Source organism: Buttiauxella sp. AC038 (assembly GCF_979253565.1).
In genome coordinates this window covers 555,810-582,265 of the sequence record NZ_CEEDCQ010000001.1, presented here as the reverse complement: position 1 = coordinate 582,265, position 26,456 = coordinate 555,810, and the positions used below count along the sequence as shown (strand labels likewise).

Annotated in this window: 23 protein-coding genes; 17 read left to right on the top strand and 6 right to left on the bottom strand. The window is 51.2% G+C overall.

Annotated features, from left to right (window positions below; genetic code table 11):
• Positions 1 to 219 precede the first annotated feature (219 nt).
• From arcA to ridA, 8 genes are all read left to right on the top strand, one after another.
• The gene (arcA, locus tag AC0IXI_RS02845; protein ID WP_471681897.1) at positions 220 to 1,440 is read left to right on the top strand and encodes an arginine deiminase; all 1,221 of its coding nucleotides are present in this window, start codon (positions 220 to 222) and stop codon (positions 1,438 to 1,440) included.
• 16 nt (positions 1,441 to 1,456) lie between these two features.
• A complete protein-coding gene (locus AC0IXI_RS02840) occupies positions 1,457 to 2,368 on the top strand; it encodes a carbamate kinase (RefSeq protein ID WP_471681896.1) in 912 nt (303 codons plus the stop codon).
• 95 nt (positions 2,369 to 2,463) lie between these two features.
• Positions 2,464 to 3,468 (top strand): ornithine carbamoyltransferase, encoded by a 1,005-nt coding sequence (gene argF, locus AC0IXI_RS02835; RefSeq protein ID WP_064514005.1) that lies wholly within the window; start codon positions 2,464 to 2,466, stop codon positions 3,466 to 3,468.
• 75 nt (positions 3,469 to 3,543) lie between these two features.
• Positions 3,544 to 5,013: an arginine-ornithine antiporter gene (arcD, locus tag AC0IXI_RS02830; RefSeq protein ID WP_064514007.1), complete on the top strand. Its 1,470-nt coding sequence runs from the start codon at positions 3,544 to 3,546 to the stop codon at positions 5,011 to 5,013.
• 156 nt (positions 5,014 to 5,169) lie between these two features.
• Positions 5,170 to 5,649, top strand: a complete 480-nt coding sequence (locus AC0IXI_RS02825; protein WP_064514009.1) for an arginine repressor — start codon at positions 5,170 to 5,172, stop codon at positions 5,647 to 5,649.
• Positions 5,650 to 5,906: 257 nt separating this feature from the next.
• On the top strand, positions 5,907 to 6,839 hold the full coding sequence (pyrB, locus tag AC0IXI_RS02820) for an aspartate carbamoyltransferase (protein ID WP_471681895.1): 933 nt from the start codon (positions 5,907 to 5,909) through the stop codon (positions 6,837 to 6,839).
• 17 nt (positions 6,840 to 6,856) lie between these two features.
• A complete protein-coding gene (gene pyrI, locus AC0IXI_RS02815) occupies positions 6,857 to 7,318 on the top strand; it encodes an aspartate carbamoyltransferase regulatory subunit (RefSeq protein WP_471681894.1) in 462 nt (153 codons plus the stop codon).
• Between the two features lie 76 nt (positions 7,319 to 7,394).
• Positions 7,395 to 7,781 (top strand): 2-iminobutanoate/2-iminopropanoate deaminase, encoded by a 387-nt coding sequence (gene ridA / locus AC0IXI_RS02810; protein ID WP_471681893.1) that lies wholly within the window; start codon positions 7,395 to 7,397, stop codon positions 7,779 to 7,781.
• Positions 7,782 to 7,846: 65 nt separating this feature from the next.
• Here the strand turns inward: ridA and AC0IXI_RS02805 are convergent, their stop codons facing one another.
• Both AC0IXI_RS02805 and mgtA read right to left on the bottom strand, forming a co-directional pair.
• On the bottom strand, positions 7,847 to 10,237 hold the full coding sequence (locus tag AC0IXI_RS02805) for a beta-N-acetylhexosaminidase (RefSeq protein WP_471681892.1): 2,391 nt from the start codon (positions 10,235 to 10,237) through the stop codon (positions 7,847 to 7,849).
• A 175-nt stretch (positions 10,238 to 10,412) separates the two neighbouring features.
• Positions 10,413 to 13,124 carry a magnesium-translocating P-type ATPase gene (gene mgtA, locus AC0IXI_RS02800; RefSeq protein WP_471683191.1) on the bottom strand — a complete coding sequence of 904 codons (2,712 nt, stop codon included), beginning with the start codon at positions 13,122 to 13,124 and terminating at the stop codon, positions 10,413 to 10,415.
• A 386-nt stretch (positions 13,125 to 13,510) separates the two neighbouring features.
• On the opposite strand from mgtA, the gene treR reads away from it, so the two are divergent.
• The 5 genes from treR to nrdG all read left to right on the top strand — a co-directional run bounded on the left by treR (position 13,511) and on the right by nrdG (position 20,738).
• Positions 13,511 to 14,458 (top strand): trehalose operon repressor TreR, encoded by a 948-nt coding sequence (gene treR / locus AC0IXI_RS02795; RefSeq protein ID WP_471681891.1) that lies wholly within the window; start codon positions 13,511 to 13,513, stop codon positions 14,456 to 14,458.
• A 125-nt stretch (positions 14,459 to 14,583) separates the two neighbouring features.
• A complete protein-coding gene (gene treB, locus AC0IXI_RS02790; RefSeq protein ID WP_064514023.1) occupies positions 14,584 to 16,002 on the top strand; it encodes a PTS trehalose transporter subunit IIBC in 1,419 nt (472 codons plus the stop codon).
• A gap of 130 nt (positions 16,003 to 16,132) precedes the next feature.
• Entirely contained in the window at positions 16,133 to 17,791 is a 1,659-nt protein-coding gene (treC, locus tag AC0IXI_RS02785) for an alpha,alpha-phosphotrehalase (protein ID WP_471681890.1), read from the top strand.
• A 346-nt stretch (positions 17,792 to 18,137) separates the two neighbouring features.
• Positions 18,138 to 20,273 carry an anaerobic ribonucleoside-triphosphate reductase gene (gene nrdD / locus AC0IXI_RS02780; protein WP_471681889.1) on the top strand — a complete coding sequence of 712 codons (2,136 nt, stop codon included), beginning with the start codon at positions 18,138 to 18,140 and terminating at the stop codon, positions 20,271 to 20,273.
• Positions 20,274 to 20,738, top strand: coding sequence for an anaerobic ribonucleoside-triphosphate reductase-activating protein (gene nrdG / locus AC0IXI_RS02775; RefSeq protein ID WP_471681888.1), 465 nt, complete (start codon positions 20,274 to 20,276; stop codon positions 20,736 to 20,738).
• A gap of 6 nt (positions 20,739 to 20,744) precedes the next feature.
• Here nrdG and AC0IXI_RS02770 read toward each other — a convergent pair whose 3' ends face one another.
• On the bottom strand, positions 20,745 to 21,386 hold the full coding sequence (locus AC0IXI_RS02770; protein ID WP_134184785.1) for an NAD(P)H-binding protein: 642 nt from the start codon (positions 21,384 to 21,386) through the stop codon (positions 20,745 to 20,747).
• Positions 21,387 to 21,404: 18 nt separating this feature from the next.
• A complete protein-coding gene (locus tag AC0IXI_RS02765) occupies positions 21,405 to 21,845 on the bottom strand; it encodes a YhbP family protein (protein WP_134184787.1) in 441 nt (146 codons plus the stop codon).
• Positions 21,846 to 21,898: 53 nt separating this feature from the next.
• Between AC0IXI_RS02765 and AC0IXI_RS02760 the strand changes: the two genes are divergently transcribed.
• Positions 21,899 to 22,207, top strand: a complete 309-nt coding sequence (locus AC0IXI_RS02760; protein WP_064514035.1) for a GIY-YIG nuclease family protein — start codon at positions 21,899 to 21,901, stop codon at positions 22,205 to 22,207.
• Here AC0IXI_RS02760 and AC0IXI_RS02755 read toward each other — a convergent pair.
• The gene (locus tag AC0IXI_RS02755; protein WP_064514037.1) at positions 22,191 to 22,697 is read right to left on the bottom strand and encodes a GNAT family N-acetyltransferase; all 507 of its coding nucleotides are present in this window, start codon (positions 22,695 to 22,697) and stop codon (positions 22,191 to 22,193) included. The genes AC0IXI_RS02760 and AC0IXI_RS02755 overlap by 17 nt on opposite strands.
• Complete coding sequence (ubiT, locus tag AC0IXI_RS02750) at positions 22,691 to 23,215, bottom strand: ubiquinone anaerobic biosynthesis accessory factor UbiT (RefSeq protein WP_471681887.1); 525 nt, start codon at positions 23,213 to 23,215, stop codon at positions 22,691 to 22,693. Before ubiT ends, AC0IXI_RS02755 begins: the two co-directional genes overlap by 7 nt.
• Positions 23,216 to 23,462: 247 nt before the next feature.
• Here ubiT and ubiU point away from each other — a divergent pair, with 247 nt between their 5' ends.
• The 3 genes from ubiU (at position 23,463) to AC0IXI_RS02735 (ending at position 26,428) form a co-directional block, all read left to right on the top strand.
• Positions 23,463 to 24,458, top strand: a complete 996-nt coding sequence (gene ubiU, locus AC0IXI_RS02745) for a ubiquinone anaerobic biosynthesis protein UbiU (RefSeq protein ID WP_413499110.1) — start codon at positions 23,463 to 23,465, stop codon at positions 24,456 to 24,458.
• 8 nt (positions 24,459 to 24,466) lie between these two features.
• Positions 24,467 to 25,351, top strand: coding sequence for a U32 family peptidase (locus AC0IXI_RS02740; protein WP_064514215.1), 885 nt, complete (start codon positions 24,467 to 24,469; stop codon positions 25,349 to 25,351).
• A gap of 81 nt (positions 25,352 to 25,432) precedes the next feature.
• Complete coding sequence (locus AC0IXI_RS02735; RefSeq protein ID WP_064514042.1) at positions 25,433 to 26,428, top strand: luciferase-like monooxygenase; 996 nt, start codon at positions 25,433 to 25,435, stop codon at positions 26,426 to 26,428.
• Positions 26,429 to 26,456: the final 28 nt, after the last annotated feature.

Here is a 26,456-nt window from a genome sequence, read left to right as displayed (position 1 = left end):
TCAGACTTACTAATGACTTTATTTATAATTCCATGACAGCTATCAATTAATTAACAGAGAATTAAAAAGCCCCTTGAGTGCGTGATTAAGCTCACATTAAATATCCCTCATGAAATTAACATACGCCTCGAAGACATTTCGAAAGCCTATTTAACTTGCGGTAATAGTTAACTATTACCACTGATATTTTCATCTCAGGATTAATGCAAAGGAATAGTCATGGATAAGCACTATGTTGGTTCCGAAATTGGACAACTTCGCAGTGTAATGCTGCACCGCCCTAATCTGAGCCTGAAAAGACTCACCCCCTCTAATTGCCAGGAATTATTATTTGGCGACGTTTTATCTGTAGAACGTGCTGGTGAAGAACACGATATATTTGCCAATACATTACGTAGTGAGGGGGTTGAAGTTTTATTACTGACTGACCTTCTGACTCAAACCCTGGACGTTAGCGATGCCAAGGCCTGGCTGCTGGCAACACAGATTTCTGACTACCGCCTTGGCCCGGCATTTGCCTCCGATATTCGCAGCTGGCTTGCCGATATGCCACACCGTGAATTGGCTCGCAGGCTGAGTGGTGGCCTGACTTATGGTGAAATTCCAACTTATATTAAAAATATGGTTGTCGATACCCATGAAGTCACCGACTTTATTATGAAGCCGCTGCCGAACCATTTATTCACCCGCGATACTTCCTGCTGGATTTATAATGGCGTATCTATTAACCCAATGGCGAAAGCCGCACGCCAACGTGAAACAAATAACCTGCGGGCCATCTACCGCTGGCATCCAACATTTACCGATGGCAATTTTATTAAGTATTACGGTGACGACAATATTAATTATGACCACGCAACATTAGAAGGTGGTGACGTATTAGTTATTGGTCGTGGCGCGGTATTAATTGGTTTATCTGAGCGCACCACTCCGCAAGGTGTGGAGTTCCTCGCTGAATCATTATTCAAACATCAACAAGCCACTCGCGTTATTGCCGTTGAACTGCCTAAACACCGCTCCTGTATGCACCTAGATACAGTGATGACACACATCGATATCGACACCTTCTCCGTCTACCCGGAAGTGGTCCGCAAAGACGCTCAGTGCTGGACATTAACCCCGGATGGCCGTGGCGGCATCAAACGCCACCAGGAGCCAAACCTGCTGCACGCCATTGAACAGGCGCTGGGCATCGATCAAGTCCGTTTAATCACTACCGGCGGTGATGCGTTCGAAGCAGAACGTGAGCAATGGAATGACGCCAACAACGTGTTAACCGTGCGCCCGGGTGTGGTCATTGGCTATGAACGCAATATCTGGACCAACGAGAAATACGACAAAGCGGGCATCAAAGTCCTGCCGATTCCTGGTGACGAGCTGGGTCGTGGTCGCGGTGGCGCACGCTGCATGAGCTGCCCATTAGAACGTGACGGTATTTAATCCAGGGAGAAATGAAATGGAACACAAACCGACACTGGTTGTAGCACTGGGCGGCAATGCACTATTGAAGCGCGGCGAGCCTCTGGAAGCGGAAATACAACGTAATAACATTGATTTAGCGGCTAAAACTATCGCACAACTCACCTCCTCCTGGCGTGTGGTGCTGGTTCATGGCAATGGCCCGCAGGTCGGGTTGCTGGCACTACAAAACAGTGCCTATGAAAAAGTGACGCCATATCCGCTCGACATTCTTGGGGCCGAAAGCCAGGGAATGATTGGCTACATGTTACAGCAGTCACTGAAAAACCAGCTGCCAAACCGGGAAGTCAGCGTACTGCTGACTCAGGTTGAAGTGGATGCCAATGACCCCGCATTCCAGAACCCAACGAAGTACATCGGCCCGGTCTATGACAAGGCGCAAGCCGACATGCTGGTTGCTGAAAAAGGCTGGACAGTTAAAGCCGACGGCCAGTATTTCCGCCGTGTGGTGCCATCCCCACAACCAAAACAGATTGTGGAAAGCGATGCGATCACCGCCCTTATCCAGCGCGATCACCTGGTGATTTGTAACGGTGGCGGCGGTGTTCCGGTAGTGGAAAAAGCCGATGGCTACCACGGTATCGAAGCGGTGATTGATAAAGATCTTTCCGCCGCATTGCTGGCACGCCAGATCGAGGCCGATGCGCTTTTGATCCTCACCGATGCGGACGCGGTCTATTTCGATTGGGGAACCCCTGCGCAACGCCCGATTTCGCATATTACGCCGCAAGAGTTAGACGCCATGAAATTCGATGCCGGTTCTATGGGACCGAAGGTCGCCGCCTGCAGCAAATTCGTCGCGCAGTGCCACGGTATTGCCGGAATTGGTGCGCTCGAAGATGGCCCGGCAATTCTGGCAGGCGAGAAAGGCACACTGATTCGCGAATAGCTGCAGCAATTTTGTCGGATGGCGCAGCACTTACCCTCAAAGCGTAGGGCGGATAAGCGGCAGCGTCATCCACCAACAATATTAAGGATGTAAAAATGACTATTAACCTGAAAAACCGCAACTTCCTGAAACTGCTGGACTTCAAACCTGTAGAAATCCAGTACCTGATCGATTTGTCTCGCGAACTGAAAGCCGCCAAAAAAGCAGGTACTGAGAAGAAAACCCTGGTGGGCAAAAACATCGCGCTAATCTTTGAAAAAACCTCCACCCGCACACGCTGCGCATTTGAAGTTGGTGCCTTTGATCAAGGTGCTCTGGTGACTTATCTCGGCCCAAGCGGCTCACAGATTGGTCATAAAGAATCAATGAAAGATACCGCCCGCGTATTAGGTCGGATGTATGACGGCATCGAATATCGTGGCTACGGCCAGGATATCGTTGAAGAGCTGGGCGAGTACGCCGGTGTTCCGGTGTGGAACGGCCTGACCAATGAATATCACCCGACTCAAATTCTCGCGGATTTGATGACCATGCTTGAACACGCACCGGACAAAAAACTTCAGGACATCGCTTTCGCTTATCTGGGCGATGCACGCAACAACATGGGTAATTCCCTGATGGTGGGTGCTGCGAAGATGGGTATGGATATTCGCCTGGTGGCACCAAAAGCGTTCTGGCCAGAACCTGCCCTGGTTGAACAATGCCGCGCTATCGCCAAAGAAACAGGTGGCCGCATCATGTTGACCGACAGCGTCGAAGAAGGGGTTGCCGGCGTTGATTTCCTCTACACCGATGTGTGGGTTTCTATGGGCGAGCCTAAAGAAGCCTGGGCTGAACGCGTCAGCATCATGACGCCTTATCAGGTTAACCAAAACGTCATTAATGCCACTGGCAACCCGAATGTGAAATTCATGCACTGCCTGCCTGCTTTCCACAACGAAAACACCAAAGTCGGTAAAGAAATCGAGCAGGAGTACGGCCTGAAAGGGCTGGAAGTGACTGAAGAAGTCTTTGAATCAGCACATTCCATTGTCTTCGATGAAGCCGAAAACCGCATGCATACGATTAAAGCCGTCATGGTTGCCACGCTAGGAGAGTAATTCGCACTGGCGGCGGGAATAGTCTCGCCGCCACCCGCGCATTCATGCTGTATCCCACAGCAAGAGGAAATGAAAATGGCCGATGCTACCCACGGTGATGTCGCCGCGACATCCACAACAAAAGAAACAAAATTAGGGCTTAGCGCGCTGGTTGCGCTGGTAATTGGTTCAATGATTGGCGGTGGGGTATTCAGCCTGCCGCAAAACTTTGGCTCCGTCGCCTCACCGGGCGCGTTACTCATTGGTTGGGTAATTACCGGAGTCGGGATGTTATGTCTCGCATTTATCTATCAAAACCTCAGCTCCCGTTGTCCGGAACTTGAAGGGGGCGTCTATAGCTACGCTCGCGCTGGATTCGGCGATTTCATCGGCTTCCAGTCCGCCTGGGGATACTGGTTCTCCGCCTGGCTGGGCAACGTTTCCTACGCGGTATTACTGTTTAGCGCGATGAGCTTTTTCATCCCGGTATTCGGCGATGGTAATAACCTGCCGTCGATCATCGGCGCATCTGTAGTGCTGTGGCTGGTACACGCGCTGGTTCTGCGTGGCGTGCGTGAAGCGGCTTACATCAACACCATACTCACCGTCGTCAAAGTGGTTATCCTGCTGGTATTTATCGTCGCCGTGTTGATAGCCTTTAAGATTGGCGTGTTCACCGCCGATTTTTGGGGCCGCATGATGGTCGTCAACGGCACCGCGCCTGAGCTTTTCGATCAGGTGAAAAATACCATGCTGGTGACCACATGGGTGTTTATCGGTATTGAAGGAGCGACCGTCGTTTCTGCGCGTGCCGCAAATCGTAGCGATATTGGTAAAGCTACAGTGATTGGTTTACTGGGCGCACTGACTATTTATGTGCTGGTCAGCGTGTTGTCGATGGGGATTTTGGACCAGGCGTCACTTGCCGGGCTGAGAAACCCTTCTATGGCCGGTGTGCTGGAGAGTGTGGTTGGGCCATGGGGCGCTAAATTTGTTGCAGGTGGCGTTATTCTTTCTGTTGCAGGCGCCCTGCTCGCCTGGACGCTTTTTGCCGCAGAACTGCCCCGCGTTGCCGCCAAAGACGGTATCTTCCCGAAAATCTTCGCCAAAGAGAACGCCAGACATTCCCCTTCGTTCTCATTGTGGATAACCAACGGCCTGATCCAGTTATTCCTCATCCTCACTCTGTTCTACCAGGCGGGTTATCAGGCGCTGTTCTCTATCGCAACCGCTGCCATTCTGCCTCCTTATCTGTTTAGCGCCGCCTATGGGCTGAAACTGGCCTGGACGGGCGAACGCTATGCGAAAGGGGAATCACGCACCAGCGGATTGATTCTCGGCATCATCGCCACCGTCTACGGATTCTGGTTGTGCTATGCCGCTGGCGACTCAATGCTACTGAGTTCGTTGTTGTTCACCCCAGGGCTTTTGGTCTTCCTGTGGCAGAAGAAACAGCAGGGGCAACAAATGCTGAAGGGTTATGAATGGGCGATTGCGGCGGCGATCTTGCTGTTGGCGGCCTGGACATTAAAACTGGTTGTTTCCGGATCAATACAGATCACTTGATATGTTTAACGCCCCTTAGGGGGCGTTAAATTCTTTAAACCTAATAATTTGCAACATTTATTATTGATAAACCTTGAAAAACCCGATCAAACGAACAGTTTAAATTTATAAGCGGCGTAAATTAGTCGCCTGATAAATCAAGGAATGGTGAATGCAATGAGCGTATCCCACGCCCCCTCTGAGAAGGATCATAATCAACTAACACTCTGCCAAAGACTCATTGTCCATAAAAGCTATCAATCGCAAGAAGAACTGCGTCGCGATATGCAGCTCCACGGATTTGAAAACATTAGTCAGTCTACGGTGTCCCGGCTGCTGAAATTGCTTGGCGTTATAAAAGTACGCAACGCCAAAGGTCAGAAAATTTATGCATTAAATCCGCAATCTCAACCCGCACCGGATGCAGCACGTTCAATCGCAGAGATGGTGATTAGCGTCGAGCATAATGCTGAGTTTGTCATGATTCATGCCGTTCATGGATACGGGCGGGCCATAGCAAGAATTCTCGATTATCGAGCAGTGCCAGAGATTTTAGGCGTAGTAGCGGGCAGCAGCATTGTATGGATTGCACCACGCGAGGTACAAAAAACCGCACAGGTCCATCGGCGAGTTATGCAAACCCTTGGATTACATTAGAGTCGGATAAATATTCACAGCAACCGATTGCTAATGGCTAAAATATGTGAATTTATCCCTTGAAGTGTCCTCCCACATGCGTATAATGCGCCACAATTTGCCGGAGGAAGCATGGTCCAGTGTGTTCAAAAAATTGCCACACCACGTCGTCTAAAAGACGGCGCTAACCTGTTTTTCTTTCCGTTGCATCAATCAATTCCAAAGGCCCCTCATTGAGGGGCTTTTTTTTGCCCGACGCCCGAGAACAGGAGATAAACATGGCTAACCCCCTATATCAAAAACATATCATTTCCATAAACGATCTCAGTCGTGAAGAACTTGAACTGGTGTTATCTACCGCGGCAAAACTGAAAGCCAATCCGCAACCTGAACTGTTGAAACATATCGTTGTTGCCAGCTGTTTCTTTGAGGCTTCAACGCGTACTCGTCTCTCTTTTGAGACCGCGATTCACCGCCTGGGTGCATCAGTTGTCGGCTTCTCCGACAGCAGCAATACCTCGCTGGGTAAGAAAGGCGAAACGCTGGCCGATACTATTTCAGTAATCAGCACCTATGTTGATGCAATCGTCATGCGCCATCCGCAAGAAGGCGCTGCACGCCTGGCAACCGAGTTCTCTGGCAATGTGCCGGTGCTGAATGCCGGTGACGGTGCCAACCAGCACCCAACACAAACCCTGCTGGATTTGTTCACCATCCAGGAAACACAGGGCCGCCTGGAAAACCTGAATATCGCCATGGTGGGTGACCTGAAATATGGCCGTACCGTGCACTCACTGGCGCAGGCGCTGGCGAAATTTGAAGGCAACCGCTTCTACTTTATCGCGCCAAATGCGCTGGCGATGCCGAAATACATTCTCGATATGCTGGATGAAAAAGGCATCGTCTGGAGCTGCCATGAAGCTATCGGCGACGTGGTAGGCGAGCTGGATATTCTGTACATGACTCGTGTGCAGAAAGAGCGGCTGGACCCGTCTGAATACGCCAACGTGAAGGCGCAGTTTGTCCTACGTGCAGCAGACCTTGCCGATGCCCGCGAAAACATGAAAGTACTGCACCCGCTGCCACGCGTTGATGAAATCACTACGGATGTCGATAAAACCCCGCACGCCTGGTATTTCCAGCAGGCAGGCAACGGTATTTATGCTCGTCAGGCTTTGCTGGCGTTAGTTTTGAATCGTGAACTGGTTTGAGTGAGAGGAAGATAAAGATGACACACGACAACAAATTACAAGTTGAAGCGATCAAACGCGGTACGGTTATCGATCATATTCCTGCACATGTTGGCTTTAAGTTACTGACTCTTTTCCAGTTAACGGAAACAGACCAGCGCATCACTATCGGCCTGAACTTGCCTTCAAAAGAACAGGGCCGTAAAGACCTGATTAAAATCGAAAACACCTTCCTGACGGATGAGCAAGTTAACCAACTGGCACTGTATGCACCGCATGCAACGGTCAACCGCATTGATGAATATGAAGTGGTCGGTAAGAGCAAACCGAGCCTGCCTTCACGCATCGATAAAGTGTTGGTTTGCCCGAATACCAACTGCATCAGCCGCAGCGAACCCGTTCATTCTTCGTTTGCAGTGAAAAAACGCGACGAAAACATCAGTCTCAAATGCAAATATTGTGAAAAAGAGTTTGCGCATCACGTTGTGCTGGCAGATTAATCATTGCCGCTGAAGTTCTCGCCTCTATAATGGGCGGGAGCTTTTTGTTTGCCTACGAACCATTAAGGAATGATATATGTCTCGTATTATCAGCACCGAAAACGCCCCAGCAGCAATCGGCCCATATGTTCAGGGTGTCGATCTTGGCAGCATGATTATCACTTCTGGCCAGATCCCAGTGAACCCAAAAACAGGCACCGTACCGGAAGATGTGGCAGCACAAGCGCGCCAGTCTCTGGAAAACGTGCAGGCGATTGTTGAAGCCGCTGGCCTGAAAGTTGGCGATATCGTTAAAACGACTGTTTTCGTCAAAGATCTGAATGACTTTTCGACCGTAAACGCAACTTACGAAGCATTCTTTAATGAGCACAAAGCAACTTTCCCTGCGCGTTCTTGCGTTGAAGTAGCTCGTCTGCCTAAAGATGTGATGATTGAGATCGAAGCGATTGCCATTCGCCGCTAACGTTTCAATTTTAAGGCCGCAAACGCGGCCTTAAATTTTGTCGGATGTCGCTACGCCAATCCGACCTATTTCACACTCGCCCGCAACAATTTCTGTAACGGATAGACTGCCGCAACAACGACCTCATCTTGCGTTTGTGCCGCATCATCGAGCTGTTTCTGAATCCCCTGAACTTCATCAGCGCTCAACGTTCCCTGTTTTGCTACCAGATCCGTTAAACGCAGCCCTATTCCCGCCAGTTTATCGACATTTTCAGCCACCGGTTTTAACGCCTTAAGCTGATAGTTACCATCGATCAGCGCCAGGACATCCGGCGTGTTACTTTGCCAACGCGCGAAGGTATGGCGCAGCGACTCGGCGCTGTTGCTGTCTTCAGGATCAGCCACCAGTTTATCAGCCCACATATCGAGTGAGCGCACCTGGTTGCTTTCCGCACCTAGTGCATCAGCAAAGCGGTTTAGTGGCTCAAAATGATGGTAATTTCCGGCCTGGAATTTCAGGTGCTGGCGAGTGTAGTACTGCGCCGGTTCAACCGCCTGAGCGAGAATCTGCAACGGCAAAATCTCCGTCGTGCCAGCAAGGCGCGTGAGCTGTTGCGCGGCGGCGGCATGCTGCTGCAAGCCCACTGAAACCGTCGACCATGCATCTATCGCCTGCAGACGCTGATACATATTATCGATATCTTTCACATCTTCGGCGGACCACAAACGTTCAGCGACCGCAAAGGCACGCGGCCACAGCTTGATATCCAGTAGCGGCGATGCGACGTTTTCGGCCCACAGCGCCGCCTCGCCACCGATAATATTGTTCATCTGCTCAGGTGTTGGCACGACCGGCTGAATGCCATCAGGCACGTCATCTAATTTCTGGCCGGTTGCCGGGTAACGCACATTACCCACCAGCATATAGCCGCTCAATTTGTCTTTATCGAGCGTTAATACCGGGCGTGTTTCTCCCATCCAGGTATCGACGGTGAACGTCACCTGGTTTGGGCTCAGCCATTCAATCTCACGTACCGCGCGGCGGGATTTACCTTTGAAGTCGATAAAGCCACGCCATGCCGTCTGACTGCTCACCAGAGTGAAACTACCTTCCACCGCACTGCCTTTTAGGCGCGGCATATTGAAGAACCAACTTTGCGCGCTGTCTGACTCGGTAAGCTTATCGATCCCATTCAACCCTTGCGGCAGGATCTCATTACGATAGTGGTAAGCCGTTGATTGCGGTTGATCGAGATAGAAGCCGGTCGACAAAATACCTTTGTAACCGTTCGCCGCGACCATCCCCAGAGCGTCCTGCCCTTGCCAGGATTGGATCAGAATACTTTTCGGTAGATCCGGATGGTAGATCTCATCCCAACCCATCATCTGGCGGTGATGTTTTTCGAGGATCTTCTCCAGCCGTTGGTTGAAGTAGGTCTGCAAAGCGTGTGTGTCGGCAATATTATGCTGCTTCATAAACGCCTGGATTTGCGATGAATTTTTCCAGTGCTCGTCATCAACTTCATCGCCACCAATGTGCAAATAGCTGTCCGGGAAAATGGCCGTCAGCTCGCCAATTAAGGTATCGACAAATTTATAAGCGGCATCATTAGTCGGGTTAAGCAGTGGTTTTAGCACGCCCCAGTGGCGCTCCATTTGGTACGGTCCCGGTGCGCTCATCAGTTCCGGATAAGCCACTGCAATCGCCGATGCATGGCCCGGCAAGTCCATTTCTGGCACCACTCGAATACCGAGCGATGCGGCGTAGCGCACCACTTCTTTCATTTGTGCCTGAGTATAAAAGTCACCATCACTCGCCAGTTGCTGCAATTTTGGATAGGCAGTAGAGGCAAAGCGCCAGCCCTGATCGTCAGTCAAATGCCAGTGCAGAACGTTCATTTTGGCGGCGGCCATGCCATCTAACTGGCGCAGAATATCTTTGATGGGCATGAAGTGGCGGGCTGAATCCACTAACAACCCACGCCACGGGAAGCGCGGCTGATCTTTGATAGCCACAAACGGAATGGCGGTGTTTTCCGGGCCGTTCTGAATGAGCTGTAGCAGGGTTTCCATGCCGCGCATCGCGCCAAAGCGCGTGTTTGCCGTGAGCTTTACGCCGCCAGCAGTGACGCTTAACTGGTAGCTTTCATCGCTGTTGAGTTCAGGTAATGAGGCAACGGCTTGTTTGATTTGGATATCAATGGTGGGTTTTGCAGGGTTGGCCTGTGCAGGTTGTAATTGCCAGCCCGTTTGCTGAGATATTCTCTGCCGCCAACGGTCAATTGCGCCGGGGAGTTTGTCGCCGCTGATTTTAATGGAAATGGCGTTGTCGAGAACCAGCGTCCCTTCTGCGGCCGGGCGGTCAACCTGCTGCGGCCAGGGCATTAATGGTAAATCACCTGCCGGAGCAGCCCAGGCCTGACAAGTTGCAGCAATGCAACCTGCCAGCAGGCTCAAACGTATTGATTTAAACATGAATATTCCTTTAACAATGACGGGCCAGAAAAAAGCAAAAACAATCTGGTAACACGTGTAGAAATATTCATCAAGGTTATGGCGAGAATCAGCGAGATGCGGATCACATCCCGCTGATTTTTACTGCATTCGAGTTGCAGCCAACGCCGCTTCAGCTTGAAGGATGATGGGTATATTACTGCCAGCCGTAACGGCGGCTATAGAACCCCTTCACACACTGAGTCAGCGTCATATATCCGGCAAGGATTGCAATCAGCCATGGGAAGTAGCTCAGCGGCAGCGCCTGGAGTTGCAGATAACTTGCCAGCGGCGAGAACGGCAGGCCAATCCCAACCACCATCACGACCAGCGTCATCACCATCAATGGCCACGCAGCACGACTCTGAATGAACGGAATGCGGCGGGTACGAATCATATGCACAATCAATGTTTGTGACAGTAACCCAACCACGAACCAGCCAGACTGGAACAGGGTTTGTGCTTCTGGCACGTTTGCCTTGAACACCCACCACATGACGCAGAATGTCAGAATGTCGAAGATGGAGCTTATCGGCCCGAAGAACACCATAAAGCGGCCTAAATCCGCCGGGTTCCAGCGCTGTGGTTTCTTGATTTGCTCGTCATCAACGTTATCGAACGGAATCGCCACTTGGGAGACATCGTATAGCAGGTTCTGAATCAGTAAGTGCAACGGAAGCATTGGCAAGAATGGCAAGAAGGCACTGGCCACCAGCACACTGAACACGTTACCGAAGTTAGAACTGGCGGTCATTTTGATGTATTTCAGCATGTTGGCAAAGGTTCTGCGCCCTTCAATCACGCCTTGTTCCAGCACCATCAGGCTTTTTTCCAGCAGGATGATATCTGCAGCTTCACGCGCAATGTCTACCGCGCCATCCACTGAAATCCCGATGTCGGCGGCGCGCAGAGCTGGCGCGTCATTAATGCCATCGCCCATAAAGCCGACTACATGCCCTTCGCCACGCAGCAGGCGCACGATACGTTCTTTGTGCATTGGCGTCAGGCGGGCAAACAGCGTGGTACGCAGAGCCAGTGCAGCAAGCTCAGCGTCAGCCATGTTTTCGATTTCGCTACCGGTCACTAACGTGCCGACATCCAGCCCCACTTCACGGCACACTTTCGCCGCCACCAGCTCGCTATCACCGGTCAGGATCTTAACGGCAATGCCGCTTGCTTTAAGTGCTTTCAGCGCAGGCGCGGTGGTTTCTTTCGGTGGATCGAGGAAGGCGATGTAGCCCTCAAGAATCAGATCCGATTCATCCACGCGGCCATAATCTTCACAGCGTGCAGGCAAGAATTTGCTGGCAACGGCGACCACACGCAAACCCTGGCGGTTCAGATCGTCAGTCACACGGCGGATACGCGCCAGCAAAGTTTCGCTGAGCGGTACGATCTCGTCGCCATAACGAACCTGAGTACAAACATTCAGGATCTCCTGCAACGCGCCTTTACAGATCAGCTGATGCACATCCGGCTGTTCAGATACCACGACTGACATACGGCGGCGTTCAAAGTCGAACGGGATCTCATCAACTTTCTGCCAGCGTGCAGCAGCATTGCGGGCATGATCTTCATCAACACCTTCCAGCACCGCGACATCCAGCAGGTTTTTAAGCCCGGTTTGATAATGGCTGTTAAGCCAGGCGGTGTGCAGAACGTGGTGACTCACCGCGCCGAGAATATCGGTGTGCGATTCCAGAACAATGCGATCTTGCGTGAGCGTGCCGGTTTTGTCGGTGCACAGAATGTCCATCGCACCAAAGTTCTGAATAGCATCCAGGTGTTTGACGATCACTTTCTGTTTAGAGAGTTTCACCGCACCACGGGCCAGCGTCGAGGTAACGATCATCGGCAGCATTTCCGGCGTTAAGCCGACTGCAACCGAGAGCGAAAACAGCGCCGCTTCCCACCAGTCACCTTTGGTGAAGCCGTTGATCAGCAGCACAATTGGTGTCATCACCAGCATAAAGCGGATCAGTACCCAGCTCACACGGCTGATGCCTTTCTGGAACGCATTCGGCTCGCTTTCTTGCTGCGTGACACGCCCGGCCAGTTGGCCAAACCAGGTATTGCCACCTGTTGAGATGATCATCGCAAGCGCTGTGCCGCTCACCACGTTTGTGCCCATAAAGCACAGCGTGTCGCATTCCAGCGGGTTGTTGTGCGACATATCACGGCTGATCGCGACCTTTTCAACCGGTAAGGATTCGCCAGTCAGCGAGGCCTGGCCGACGAAGAGATCACGCGCTTGTATCACGCGCAGATCCGCCGGGATCATATCGCCTGCCGCCAGTTTAACAATGTCGCCCGGCACCAGGCTTTCGAGCGGGATTTCGATAAACGCATTTTCACCGCTTTCATTCACTACACGCAGTACGGTCGCGGTGTTGCTGACCATCGCTTTGAGCGTGTCCGCCGCTTTAGTGGAACGCGCTTCCTGAACGAAGTTGAGCAATGTGGCAATCACCACCATCAGCGCAATGACGCCTGCGGCAAACATATCCTCAGTGGAGTAGGAAACAATGCCGAGAATGGTGAGCAGGATATTGAAAGGGTTGCGGTAGCAGGTCCAAAGATGAACCCACCACGGCGACGGCTTTTGCGCCGGGATTTGGTTGAGGCCATGAAGCTCAATGGCTTGTTCAACTTCCTGCGCATTCAGCCCTTCCGGGTGGCTTTTGAAATCGCGATAAAGTTGCTCTTCAGGAGCGGCTGCATATTTCAGGCAGGCTTCGCTCAGAGAGGCGGGAACCTCTTGAGCATGAGCAACGGTATTGTCATCCGGCATCAGGTCGCGTTGGATCAAGCGACGTGGCAGGTGGCGGCTCAGTTGTGCAAACAACTGCCGGGTCAAATTTTTTAACAGCATAGTAGTCCCTCGGCCCCACGCAATGCGGAGCCTGGTGACATGCAGGCGCGGCTAATCCTTGCCTTGCAGGCCAAATAATTTCTTCAGCAGGGACATCGTTGATTGATACAAGATAGATCTCTGCCTTACGCAATCCGGTAAGGCAGTCGCTTCAAAGGCAATTGCTTCAAAGAAGGGAGTCTTACCGGATTATTCCTGTCATTACAGGGTCTGGACTGGGATCAGGTTCCATGTCGCCTCCGGTTAAAAGTAAAAGTCATTACACTAGTCGCGGGCATTCTACGCCCTTAAACCTAAACCTGGCGTAAACCAGATTTTTTCCATTGTGGTATTGTTGGCTTGCCTTGATTCTAATGAGCAATTGACTGCCGGGAACCTAAACGATGCAAAGCCGCCTCACTATTAAAGACATAGCCCGTTTAAGCGGTGTCGGTAAATCCACGGTCTCCCGTGTTCTGAATAATGAAAGCGGCGTCAGTGCCCGTACACGAGAACGAGTGGAAGCGGTCATGCAGCAAGAGGGTTTCTCCCCTTCCCGCTCGGCGCGTGCCATGCGTGGCCAGAGCGATAAAGTGGTTGCCATTATTGTGACGCGTCTGGATTCACTCTCCGAAAACCTCGCGGTACAAACCATGCTGCCGTCGCTGTACGAGCAAGGATATGACCCGATCATGATGGAAAGCCAGTTCGACCCGGAGCTGGTGGAAGAACATCTTGGCATGCTCAAGCGGCGCAATATCGACGGTGTGATTCTGTTTGGTTTTACCGGCATCAACGAAAAGATGCTCACTCCGTGGCAATCGACGCTGGTTCTGATGGCGCGTGATGCCAAGGGCTTTGCTTCCGTTTGTTATGACGACGAAGGCGCTATCACCAGCCTGATGGCGAAACTTTATGCCGAGGGCCATCGTCATATTAGTTTTCTTGGCGTGCCGCATAGTGATGTGACAACAGGTTTACGCCGCCATGAAGCTTATCTCGCCTTCTGCAAACAGCGCCAACTGACGCCAAACGTGGCATTGCCGGGGTTGGCGATGAAACAAGGTTACGAACACGTCGCTGAAGTTTTGTTGCCAGAAACCACCGCCCTGCTATGCGCGACCGACACCCTCGCTCTGGGCGCCAGCAAATATCTACAGGAACACCAACGCACCACGCTGCAACTAGCGAGCGTCGGTAATACGCCACTGATGAAGTTCCTGCATCCGGAAATCATCACTATCGACCCTGGCTATGCCGAAGCAGGTCGCCAGGCAGTATTGCAGTTGATTGGGCAAGTTACGCAAGATCGTGAGTTACGCCAGATAGTCATCCCCTGCACTCTTCAATAAACGCTCCAAACTCAGGTTTATTGTGATCGTCGCCTTGTTTCGGGAACGTTCCCATTCCCGGTAAAAAGATTAAAAGATAACCTTGCTGGCAGATAACTTCTCCCTACCTACTTCGGAACCTCATCATGGCCAAAGTGAAACAACAGGATATAGAAAAGCTGATAGACCTGGTCGGCGGACGGGGCAATATCGCAACCGTGAGTCATTGCATTACCCGGCTGCGTTTTGTATTGAACAACCCACAAGTAGCTTCACCAAAAGAGATTGAAGAGCTGCCGATGGTAAAAGGCTGCTTTACCAATGCCGGGCAATTCCAGGTCGTGATTGGCCCCGAAGTGGGTGATTACTATCAGGCGCTGATTGCCGCCACAGGGCACAGCTCCGCAGATAAAGAGCAAGCGAAGCTCGCCGCACGCCAGAACATGAAATGGCACGAGCAGTTAATTTCCCACTTCGCCGAGATCTTCTTCCCGCTGTTACCAGCTTTGATCAGCGGTGGTTTGATCCTCGGCTTCCGTAATGTGATTGGCGATTTGCCAATGAGCAACGGGCTTACGCTCGCGCAAATGCACCCTTCACTGCAATCCATCTACGACTTCTTGTGGCTGATTGGCGAAGCTATTTTCTTCTATCTGCCGGTCGGTATTTGCTGGTCAGCTGTGCGGAAAATGGGTGGAACGCCTATCCTTGGGATTGTACTTGGCGTCACGCTCGTCTCCCCACAACTTATGAATGCCTATGAATTAGGTAGCAAAATTCCTGAAGTGTGGAATTTTGGCTGGTTTACCATCGAAAAAGTGGGCTACCAGGCGCAGGTAATTCCAGCACTGCTGGCAGGTCTTGCTCTTGGCTTTATTGAGACGCGTCTGAAACGCATCGTGCCAGATTACCTCTATCTTGTAATAGTGCCTGTTTGTTCACTGATTCTGGCGGTATTTCTGGCGCATGCGTTTATCGGCCCGTTTGGTCGTTGGATTGGCGACGGTGTGGCCTTTGCGGTTCGCCACCTGATGACCGGCAGTTTTGCGCCGATAGGTGCAGCACTGTTTGGCTTCCTGTACGCACCGCTGGTGATTACCGGCGTGCATCAGACAACACTCGCCATCGACATGCAGATGATTCAGAGCATGGGTGGCACACCGGTTTGGCCACTGATTGCACTGTCTAACATTGCTCAGGCGTCAGCGGTTGTCGGCATCATTATTTGCAGCCGTAAACATAACGAACGTGAGATTTCAGTTCCGGCAGCGATTTCCGCCTACCTCGGTGTTACCGAACCGGCGATGTACGGCATCAACCTGAAATACCGCTTCCCGATGCTGTGCGCAATGGTTGGCTCAGGGCTTGCAGGCTTGTTGTGTGGCCTGAGCGGCGTGATGGCAAACGGGATTGGCGTTGGCGGCTTGCCTGGCATTCTGTCCATTCAGCCACGTTACTGGGAAGTTTATTCCCTGGCGATTCTGATTGCGGTGATTGTGCCAATCGTACTGACCAGCGTGATGTATAAGCGCAAATACCGTCAGGGCACGTTGTTGGTGGTTTAGTCGGTTCACAATCGGTGGTGGATGACGCTAGCGCTTATCCACCCTACAACGGCTTTTCGTAGGTCGGATAAGCGTTAGCGTCATCCGACAACAGAGGTCACATTGGCCTCACTGGTTTTAGGAATGATTTATGAATACAACTCCTCCCTGGTGGCAACATGGTGTCATCTACCAGATCTACCCGAAGAGTTTTCAGGATACGACCGGCACCGGCACCGGCGATCTTGCAGGCGTCATTAAACGCCTGGACTACTTAAAACTGCTGGGTGTTGATGCAATTTGGCTGACCCCGTTTTATATCTCCCCGCAGATTGATAATGGCTATGACGTTGCCAACTACTGCGCGATTGACCCGACTTACGGCACCCTCGATGATTTCGACAAGCTGGTCGCTGAAGCGCACGACCGCGGGATTCGTATCATTCTGGATATGGTGTTTAACCACACCTCAACGCAGCACGCATGGTTCCACGAAGCGCTGAATAAAGAGAGTCCGTACCGCGAGTTTTATATCTGGCGTGACGGCACACCGGATATGGTGCCAAACAACTGGCGCTCTAAATTCGGTGGTAACGCCTGGCGCTGGCATGCGGAAAGCGGCCAGTATTATCTGCATCTGTTTGCTCCTGAGCAGGCGGATCTGAACTGGGAAAATCCGCAGGTTCGCGTGGAACTGAAGAAAGTCTGCGAGTTCTGGTCCGATCGTGGCGTAGATGGTTTGCGCCTGGATGTGATCAACCTGATATCGAAAGATCAAGATTTCCCAGCCGATATTGATGGCGGCGATGGGCGTCGTTTCTATACCGACGGGCCGCGCATTCATGAGTATCTGCAAGAATTCAGCCGTGATGTGTTTACACCACGCGGGTTGATGACTGTTGGTGAAATGTCGTCAACCACGCTTGATAACTGCCAGCAATACGCTGCGCTAAACAGCAATGAACTGTCGATGACGTTCAACTTCCATCATCTGAAAGTTGACTACCCTGGCGGGCAAAAATGGGCGCTGGCGGCTCCTGATTACGTCGCGCTGAAAGCGATTTTCAGCCACTGGCAGCAAGGCATGCACAATGTGGCGTGGAATGCGTTGTTCTGGTGTAACCACGACCAACCGCGCATCGTGTCGCGCTTTGGCGATGAAGGTGAACTGCGCGTTCCCGCGGCGAAAATGCTGGGCATGGTGCTGCACGGTATGCAAGGTACGCCATATATTTACCAGGGCGAAGAGCTGGGGATGACCAATCCGCACTTTAAACGCATCGTTGATTATCGCGATGTGGAAAGCCACAACATGTACGCCGAACTGCGTGCGCAAGGCCGGGATAGCGACAATCTGCTGGCCATTCTTGCCAGTAAATCGCGCGATAACAGCCGCACACCGATGCAGTGGGACGATGGTGAAAACGCAGGTTTTACCCAGGGAACTCCGTGGATTAACCTGTGCGATAACTATCAAACCATCAACGCTAAAACAGCGGTTGATGACCCGGACTCGGTATTTTATGCCTACCAGCAACTGATTAAGCTGCGCAAAGCAAACCCTGTGTTTACCTGGGGTAGTTATCAGGACTTGCTGCCGGAGCACCCATATTTATGGTGTTACCGCCGTGAGTGGCAAGGGCAAACATTAGTCGTGGCTGCCAACCTCAGCCGTGAAAACCAGTGGTGGATGCCGGAAGCCTTCGAAGGTGACTGGGATGTACTGATGAGTAACTATTCTGACGCTGTAGGTAAACCTGGCGAGATAAGCTTACGGCCTTTCGAAGCTGTTTATTGGTTGCAAGGTTAATCCTTACCCGATTTCTCCCTCATATTTGAGGGAGATCTCCTCCTTCAAATTTTAAGAGTTTTGCCCACTGCCCATCCTTCCTGCTGTGCCCGATTTACTTTGTTCTGCATCAATAAAATCGCAAACATCTTTGATGCAAATCACTACATATAGACCTTAAAATGCACCCCGACCCAACATGTTGTAGTTCCCGTCTATTATAACAACATGTCCTACAGACAATTCTGGGGATTATCTGTGGATAAACATAGGCCCTAAAACAAAAAACCTATGGTAACGCGGGTAAATACAGCTCGCGGGCAATTCTAATCCTTTGTGGATAACCTTTTTTAAAAATGGAGAGATCATGACACCGCATGTGATGAAAAGAGATGGGTGCAAAGTGCCTTTCACTTCAGAGCGCATCAAAGAAGCTATTCTTCGTGCAGCTAAAGCAGCGGGAGTCGATGACGCAGACTATTGCGCCACCGTAGCAGATATTGTCCGCACGCAGATGGAAGGCCGCAGCCAGGTAGATATTGGCGAAATCCAGACCGCAGTTGAAAACCAACTGATGGCTGGTGACTACAAGCAACTTGCACGCGCTTACATTGAATATCGCCACGACCGCGATATCGAACGTGAGAAGCGTGGCCGCCTGAACCAGGAAATTCGTGGTCTGGTAGAACAAACCAACTCCGCTTTGCTCAATGAAAACGCCAATAAAGACAGCAAAGTTATCCCGACTCAGCGCGACCTGTTAGCCGGTATCGTGGCTAAACACTATGCCTCACAGCACCTGTTACCGCGTGATGTGGTTCTGGCGCATGAACGTGGGGACATTCATTACCACGATCTGGACTACTCCCCGTTCTTCCCGATGTTTAACTGCATGCTTATCGATCTTAAAGGCATGCTGACGCACGGCTTTAAAATGGGTAATGCGGAAATTGAGCCGCCAAAATCCATCTCAACAGCAACAGCTGTTACCGCACAAATCATTGCCCAGGTTGCCAGCCACATTTATGGCGGCACCACAATTAATCGCATTGATGAAGTGCTGGCGCCATTTGTTACAGAAAGCTTTGAGAAGCACCGTAAAACTGCCGAAGAATGGCAGATTCCAGACGCTAAAGGTTATGCGCTTTCACGTACTGAGAAAGAGTGTTACGACGCTTTCCAGTCGCTGGAATATGAAGTGAATACGCTCCACACCGCTAATGGTCAGACACCATTCGTGACCTTCGGTTTCGGCCTGGGAACTAGCTGGGAATCACGCCTGATTCAGACCTCTATTCTGCGTAATCGCATCGCGGGTCTGGGTAAAAACCGTAAAACTGCGGTGTTCCCAAAACTGGTCTTCGCTATTAAAGATGGCCTGAACCACAAGGCTGGCGATGCAAACTACGACATCAAACAGCTCGCTCTGGAATGCGCCAGCAAACGCATGTATCCGGACATTCTGAACTACGACCAGGTCGTTAAAGTCACCGGCTCGTTCAAAACGCCTATGGGTTGCCGCAGTTTCCTTGGTGTGTACGAAGAAAACGGTGAGCAGATTCACGATGGCCGTAACAACATCGGCGTTATCAGCCTGAACCTGCCACGCATTGCGCTGGAAGCGAAAGGCGATGAAGCTGCCTTCTGGACGCTGCTCGATAGCCGTCTGGAGCTGGCGTTCAAAGCACTGATGACGCGTATTGCGCGCCTGGAAGGTGTGAAAGCGCGTGTTGCACCAATCCTGTATATGGAAGGGGCTTGCGGTGTGCGCCTGAAAGCAGACGACGACGTTTCTGAAATCTTCAAAAATGGCCGTGCGTCGATTTCTCTGGGTTACATCGGCATCCACGAAACGGTGAATGCACTGTTTGGTAATCAGCACGTTTACGACAGCGAAGAGTTGCGTGCGAAAGCCGTCGCAATTGTTGAGCGTCTGCGCCAGGCAACCGACAGCTGGAAAGAAGAGACTGGCTACGGTTTCAGCCTCTACAGCACACCAAGTGAAAACCTGTGTGACCGCTTCTGCCGTCTTGATACCGCTGAGTTTGGCGTGGTTCCAGGCGTGACCGACAAAGGTTACTACACCAACAGCTTCCACTTAGATGTTGAGAAGAAAGTTAATCCATACGACAAAATCGACTTTGAAGCAGCGTATCCACCTATCGCGAATGGTGGTTTCATCTGTTACGGCGAATACCCGAACATCCAGCACAACCTGCAAGCGCTGGAAGACGTCTGGGATTACAGCTACAAACACGTTCCGTATTACGGCACCAATACACCAATTGATGAGTGCTACGAGTGTGGCTTTACTGGTGAGTTTGAATGCACCAGCAAAGGTTTTACCTGCCCGAAATGTGGCAACCACGACGCGGCTCGCGTATCCGTAACACGCCGTGTTTGCGGTTATCTTGGCAGCCCGGATGCACGTCCGTTTAACGCCGGTAAGCAGGAAGAAGTGAAGCGCCGCGTGAAGCATTTGGGTAACGGGCAGATTGGTTAAGTGAACATCCACCAATACTATCCGGTAGACATCGTAAACGGGCCGGGAACACGCTGCACGCTGTTCGTTTCCGGCTGCGTACATGAATGTCCCGGGTGCTATAACAAAAGCACCTGGCGGCTGAATTCCGGTATGGCGTTCACCCAGGAGATGGAAGACCGGATTATTGCCGATCTGAACGACATGCGTATCCGCCGCCAGGGGTTATCGCTTTCCGGCGGCGACCCGCTTCATCCGCAAAACATCGCGGATGTGCTAAAGCTGGTGCAGCGAGTACGGGCGGAATGCCTTGGCAAAGATATCTGGATGTGGACGGGTTACAAGCTCGATGAATTAACCGAAGCTCAGCGCGAAGTGGTTGATTTAATTAACGTGTTAATCGATGGCAAGTTCATTCAGGATTTGAAAGACCCAGCGCTGGTCTGGCGCGGCAGTAGCAACCAGGTCGTACATCATTTGCGATAGAGCCCCTTATGGGGCTTTTGCTATTTCACGTAACTGACTTGAGTCCAGAATATTCACACCCTCGCCTGCAGGCTTAAGCGCCTCATGCAGCATTGCTTTCGCCACATCCCTTGCTTCGATGGACTTCCACTTCCCAGGCATGATTTTGAACAATGGTGCAAACAGCGACTCATTTAAACGCTGTGACTCCCGATGGCCGAGCAGCATGGATGGACGAGCAATCGTCAGACGCGGCCACTGTTGCGCTATCAATGCCTCCTCCATCTCACCTTTTACCCGGTTATAAAAGAATGGCGATTTGCTGTTCGCGCCAATGGCGCTAACCACCAGCATCTGTTTAGCTCCCAAACGCAGCCCAGTGATGGCGGTGTCCACCACTAGCGTGTAATCCGCCAGCACAAAAGCTTCTTTGCTGCCCGCTTCTTTCATCGTGGTACCGAGGCAGCAAAAGACTGTATCAATCGGCTCGGTCAATTGTGTGAGTGCATCACTCAACTGAGGATCGTAGGGGTTGGTGACTTTATTCATTGCAGGCAAGGGGCGACGGGTCGCAGCAACAATATGACCGATCTGCGGCTCATTGATTAGCATACGTAGTAAGTGCCCACCAATAAGACCTGTGGCCCCCGTAATCAAAACCCGGTTCATAAGTTCTCCTGTCGCCTATTAACCAAGTTTAGTGTCATCTCGCAGCCAGTGGAGCTTTTTACCAAAACCGAGCGTGTTGTCGGTCATTTTTATTTCATCAAGACGAATTTCCCACACCGGTGCCTTCATCACTCGCGCTACTGGGAAGCGCTTGCAGTAACGAGCACGAATGCTATCGGCTTCTTGCTCAGCCACCAGCGTGATTTCGCCGCGGAACTGTACGCCACGAATTAACGCGACGGTTTTGGGCTGCCCATTAACCGTTCCGGCTACATTGGCCTGGTTTCCAATCAACTCTCCGTGACGAGTGTGAGTTTCGCTTAACAGGTAAAAAGTGACACGCTGTTCATCAAATAAGTAGAACGCATTTGCGCACCATAAATCACCATTACTGCCTGCGCAGTAAGTCAGTACATGCTGTTTGTTCAGCCAACGACTAATGGCATTGAGAGTTTCCATGTGCAACCTGAAGAGTGATATTCTGCGGAAAACATCAATTATGCGCCCGACCTATGTCCCCCTGGTATCTCTATTTAATCCGCACCCTCGATAACCGTTTATATACGGGCATTACCACCGATGTGGAGCGCCGTTTCTCTCAGCATCAAACCGGGAAAGGTGCGAAAGCACTGCGTGGGAAAGGTGAGTTAACATTGGCCTTTAGCCATCTGGTGGGCGATCGCTCAAGCGCATTGCGCCTGGAGTATCGCATCAAGCAGCTAACTAAAGCGCAGAAAGAGATGTTGGTAAAAGGAGCATTGTCGTTTGAAGACCTTTTGGCAGGCCTTCAAACGAAATCAGAGATCAAAACTCTCGGTTAAAATGCTCGTGATATTCCACTAAACCACTCACGCCATTGAGCGCATCATCGGCCAGTGGATGAATCAGAAAATAGGCTTCGGTATCAGGCCAGGCACAGCGCAAATCGAATTGTGCAGCGGGAACAAAACCAAAGCGGCTATATAGCGCAGGTTCGCCCAATGTCACAACGGCGGCATAACCAAATTCATTGAGTGAATCGAGTCCTTCATAAACCAGTTTTTTCGCCAGCCCCTGGCCGCGATAAGCTTCGTCTACAGCCAGTGGCGCAAGACCAACCCACTGTAGTTCTTCACCTTCGACCGCAACCGGACTGAATGCGGCATAACCCACGACCTGACCTTCGTCATCCGTGGCAACAACACCCAGTGTTAAAAGGCCGTCTTCTCGTAAATCCTTCACCAAATCTGCTTCACCATTGCTATTAAAGGAGCGGCGAAGTAAAGCGTCGATGCCTGGAGCATCAATAGGTATTTCTACACGAATTAGCATGGCTCACCTACCGAGTTACTTTCTGGAGCAGGTTTATGCTTCATCCCCGCTTCGACAAAATCAGCCAGTTGCAGTAGCAGCATGCGTAGTGGTTTTGGCATCGCATCCAGCTCAATGGCATCCATTAAATTTTTGACGTACAGACCCAGTTCAGTGTCACCTTCAATCATCAGGCGGCGTTGGAAAAACAGGGTATCGGGATCTTGTTTACGTGCAGCGATCATCAACAAATCGTTGGCTGTCGCACTGAAACTCACATCAGCCGGAGCATCTTCCCGCACAACCAGTTTGTTATCTTGTACCGAAGTAAACCATTTTAGACCGAGATCACGCACTTCAATACTTAACCAGCGTCCCTCAAGAAATTCGAGTTCACCTTCTTCCATTGCCTGACGGAACTGCCAGCCAAGAACCTGTTCAAGCACATGGCGCTTTAGAGCAAAGGGCGTCAGTTTAACCGGTGTTCTTAACAGTGACGGGCCGAGATGGACCAGGCGTGAACGCAATTTATCCAACACAAGCTTTACTCCTTGAGAAATTTAACCACCATTTTGCCACACCAGCCATTCTCCGTAGCGGTGTAAATCAACAAGTTTGCGGGTTATCAATACCATCATATTGATTTCATCAATACGCCATTAGCTGCCTTAAATCAAAATTTGTCGTGGACGGGTTAACTAAAATCCCAGTTCGTTAACAATTTTGCTGTCCGACACTGGGCCGCATGGGTTTCCTCTCAGGTTACCCAATGATTCAGGATAAATTATGGAGTTGCTTTGCCCAGCTGGAAACTTACCGGCGTTGAAAGCGGCCATCGATAATGGTGCCGATGCGGTTTACATTGGTCTTAAAGATGATACCAACGCCCGCCATTTTGCTGGACTGAATTTCACGGAGAAGAAACTGCAAGAAGCGGTAAGTTACGTGCATCAACATCGCCGTAAATTGCATATCGCTATCAATACGTTTGCGCATCCGGACGGCTACGTGCGCTGGCAACATGCAGTAGATATGGCAGCGCAACTCGGAGCCGACGCTTTAATTCTGGCCGACCTCGCCATGCTTGAATACGCGGCTGAGCGTTATCCGCATATTGAGCGCCACGTATCGGTACAAGCCTCCGCCACCAATGAAGAAGCAGTCCGCTTTTATCATCGCAACTTCGACGTTGCGCGTGTTGTTTTACCACGCGTGTTATCCATTCATCAGGTAAAACAGTTGGCTCGCGTAACCCCTGTACCGCTAGAGGTTTTTGCTTTTGGTAGCCTGTGCATTATGGCCGAAGGGCGTTGCTATCTTTCCTCCTACCTGACCGGTGAGTCGCCTAACACGGTGGGAGCCTGTTCCCCTGCGCGCTTTGTGCGTTGGCAACAAACTCCGCAAGGCCTTGAGTCACGCCTCAATGATGTACTTATCGACAGGTATCAGGATGGTGAAAACGCAGGTTATCCGACGCTTTGCAAAGGTCGCTATCTGGTTGACGATCAGAAATATCACGCTCTTGAAGAGCCAACCAGCCTGAACACACTTGAACTGCTGCCTGAATTATTAGCCGCGAATATTGCGTCGGTGAAAATCGAAGGCCGCCAGCGTAGCCCGGCCTATGTCAGCCAGGTAGCGAAAGTCTGGCGTCAAGCAATCGATCTGTGTATGTCTGATCCGGAAAACTACCGTGCGAAACCTGCGTGGATGGAAGATCTGGGAGCGATGGCCGAAGGCACGCAAACCACTCTCGGTGCCTATCACCGTAAATGGCAGTAGGGATGACCATGAAATATTCATTAGGGCCAGTGCTGTACTACTGGCCAAAAGAGACGTTGGAAAAATTTTACCAGGCTGCAGCAAACAGCAGTGCCGAGACGATTTATCTTGGTGAGTCAGTGTGCAGCAAGCGCCGTGCAACCAAAACGGGCGAATGGCTGGATATGGCGAAAAGCCTGGCAAGCCAGGGTAAGCAAGTTGTCCTCTCCACGCTGGCACTGGTTCAAGCTCCGTCTGAATTAAACGAGCTAAAACGCTACGTCGAGAATGGTGATTTCCTGATTGAAGCCAATGACCTCGGTGCCGTGAATATGGCGGCAGAACGCAAACTGCCGTTTGTCGCAGGCCACGCGCTCAACTGCTATAACGCGGTGACGCTGCGCATACTGCTCAAACAAGGTATGGTTCGCTGGTGTATGCCGGTTGAGCTTTCACGTGACTGGCTGGCAAACATGCTCACTCAGTGTGACGAGTTGGGTATTCGCAATAAGTTTGAAGTCGAAGTGCTCAGCTATGGCCATTTGCCTTTGGCGTATTCCGCACGCTGTTTCACCGCACGTTCCGAAGACAAACCAAAAGATGAATGCGAAACCTGCTGCATTAAATATCCTGTCGGCCGCAACATGTTGTCTCAGGAAAATCAGCAAGTGTTTGTGCTTAATGGAATTCAGACCATGAGCGGCTATGTGTACAACCTCGGAAACGAACTGGCCTCGATGAAAGGCTTAGTCGATATGGTGCGTTTATCACCGATGGGTATGGAAACACTTCGCGTTCTGGAAGCCTTCCGCAAAAATGAGAATGGCAATGCGCCGTTATCTTTGGCACAGCAAAACGATTGTAATGGCTACTGGCGACGCGTTGCTGGCTTAGAACTGGTGACTCAGAGCTAAAAAAGGCTCACTTTGTTACTTAATTGTTGATGGTTTTCGGCAATACTGAAAGACAATCATCAATAAACAGAGTGAGCCGTTATGTCTCAAACTCCTTTTTCACTACTCGATCTAGCCCCTATTCCACAAGGCTCCCAGCCTCGTGATGCGTTTCATCGATCCTTAGATTTAGCTCGCCTGGCCGAGAAGCGCGGCTATCACCGCTACTGGCTAGCAGAGCACCACAATATGACCGGCATCGCGAGTGCTGCGACGTCCGTGTTGATTGGCTATCTGGCGGCGAATACCGAAACGTTGCGCCTCGGTTCCGGTGGCGTGATGTTGCCGAACCACTCACCTCTCGTGATTGCCGAGCAGTTTGGCACCCTGGAGACTCTTTATCCTGGGCGTATTGACTTAGGATTAGGTCGCGCGCCGGGAAGCGACCAGCGCACTATGATGGCGTTGCGCCGCCATATGAGTGGTGATATCGACAATTTCCCACGCGATGTCAGTGAACTGGTGTCATGGTTTGATGCCACAGACCCAAACCCGGCAGTGCGCCCGGTTCCTGGCTACAACACTAAAATTCCTGTCTGGCTGCTGGGTTCAAGCTTGTATAGCGCCCAACTGGCGGCCCAACTTGGGCTGCCGTTCGCCTTTGCTTCACACTTTGCACCCGATATGTTGTTCCAGGCGCTGCAACTTTATCGTGCCCAGTTCAAACCGTCTGCCCGCCTGGAAAAACCGTATGCAATGGTATGCATCAATATTATTGCAGCTGACAGCAACCGCGATGCCGAATTCCTGTTTACCTCGATGCAGCAAGCTTTCGCTAAATTGCGTCGTGGCGAAACGGGCCAGTTGCCACCGCCGATTGAAAACATGGATAGCTTCTGGAGCCCGGCAGAGAAATATGGCGTGCAGCAGGCATTGAGCATGTCTCTGGTGGGTGATATTGCGAAAGTACGCCACGGTCTGATCTCATTGCTGCGTGAAACGCAGGCTGATGAAATTATGGTTAATGGCCAGATTTTTGATACCCAAGCTCGCCTGCATTCCTTTGACCTGGCGATGGATGTTTACGAGAGCCTGTAAAGTTTTCGCCCCTCGGTGGAGGGGCGAA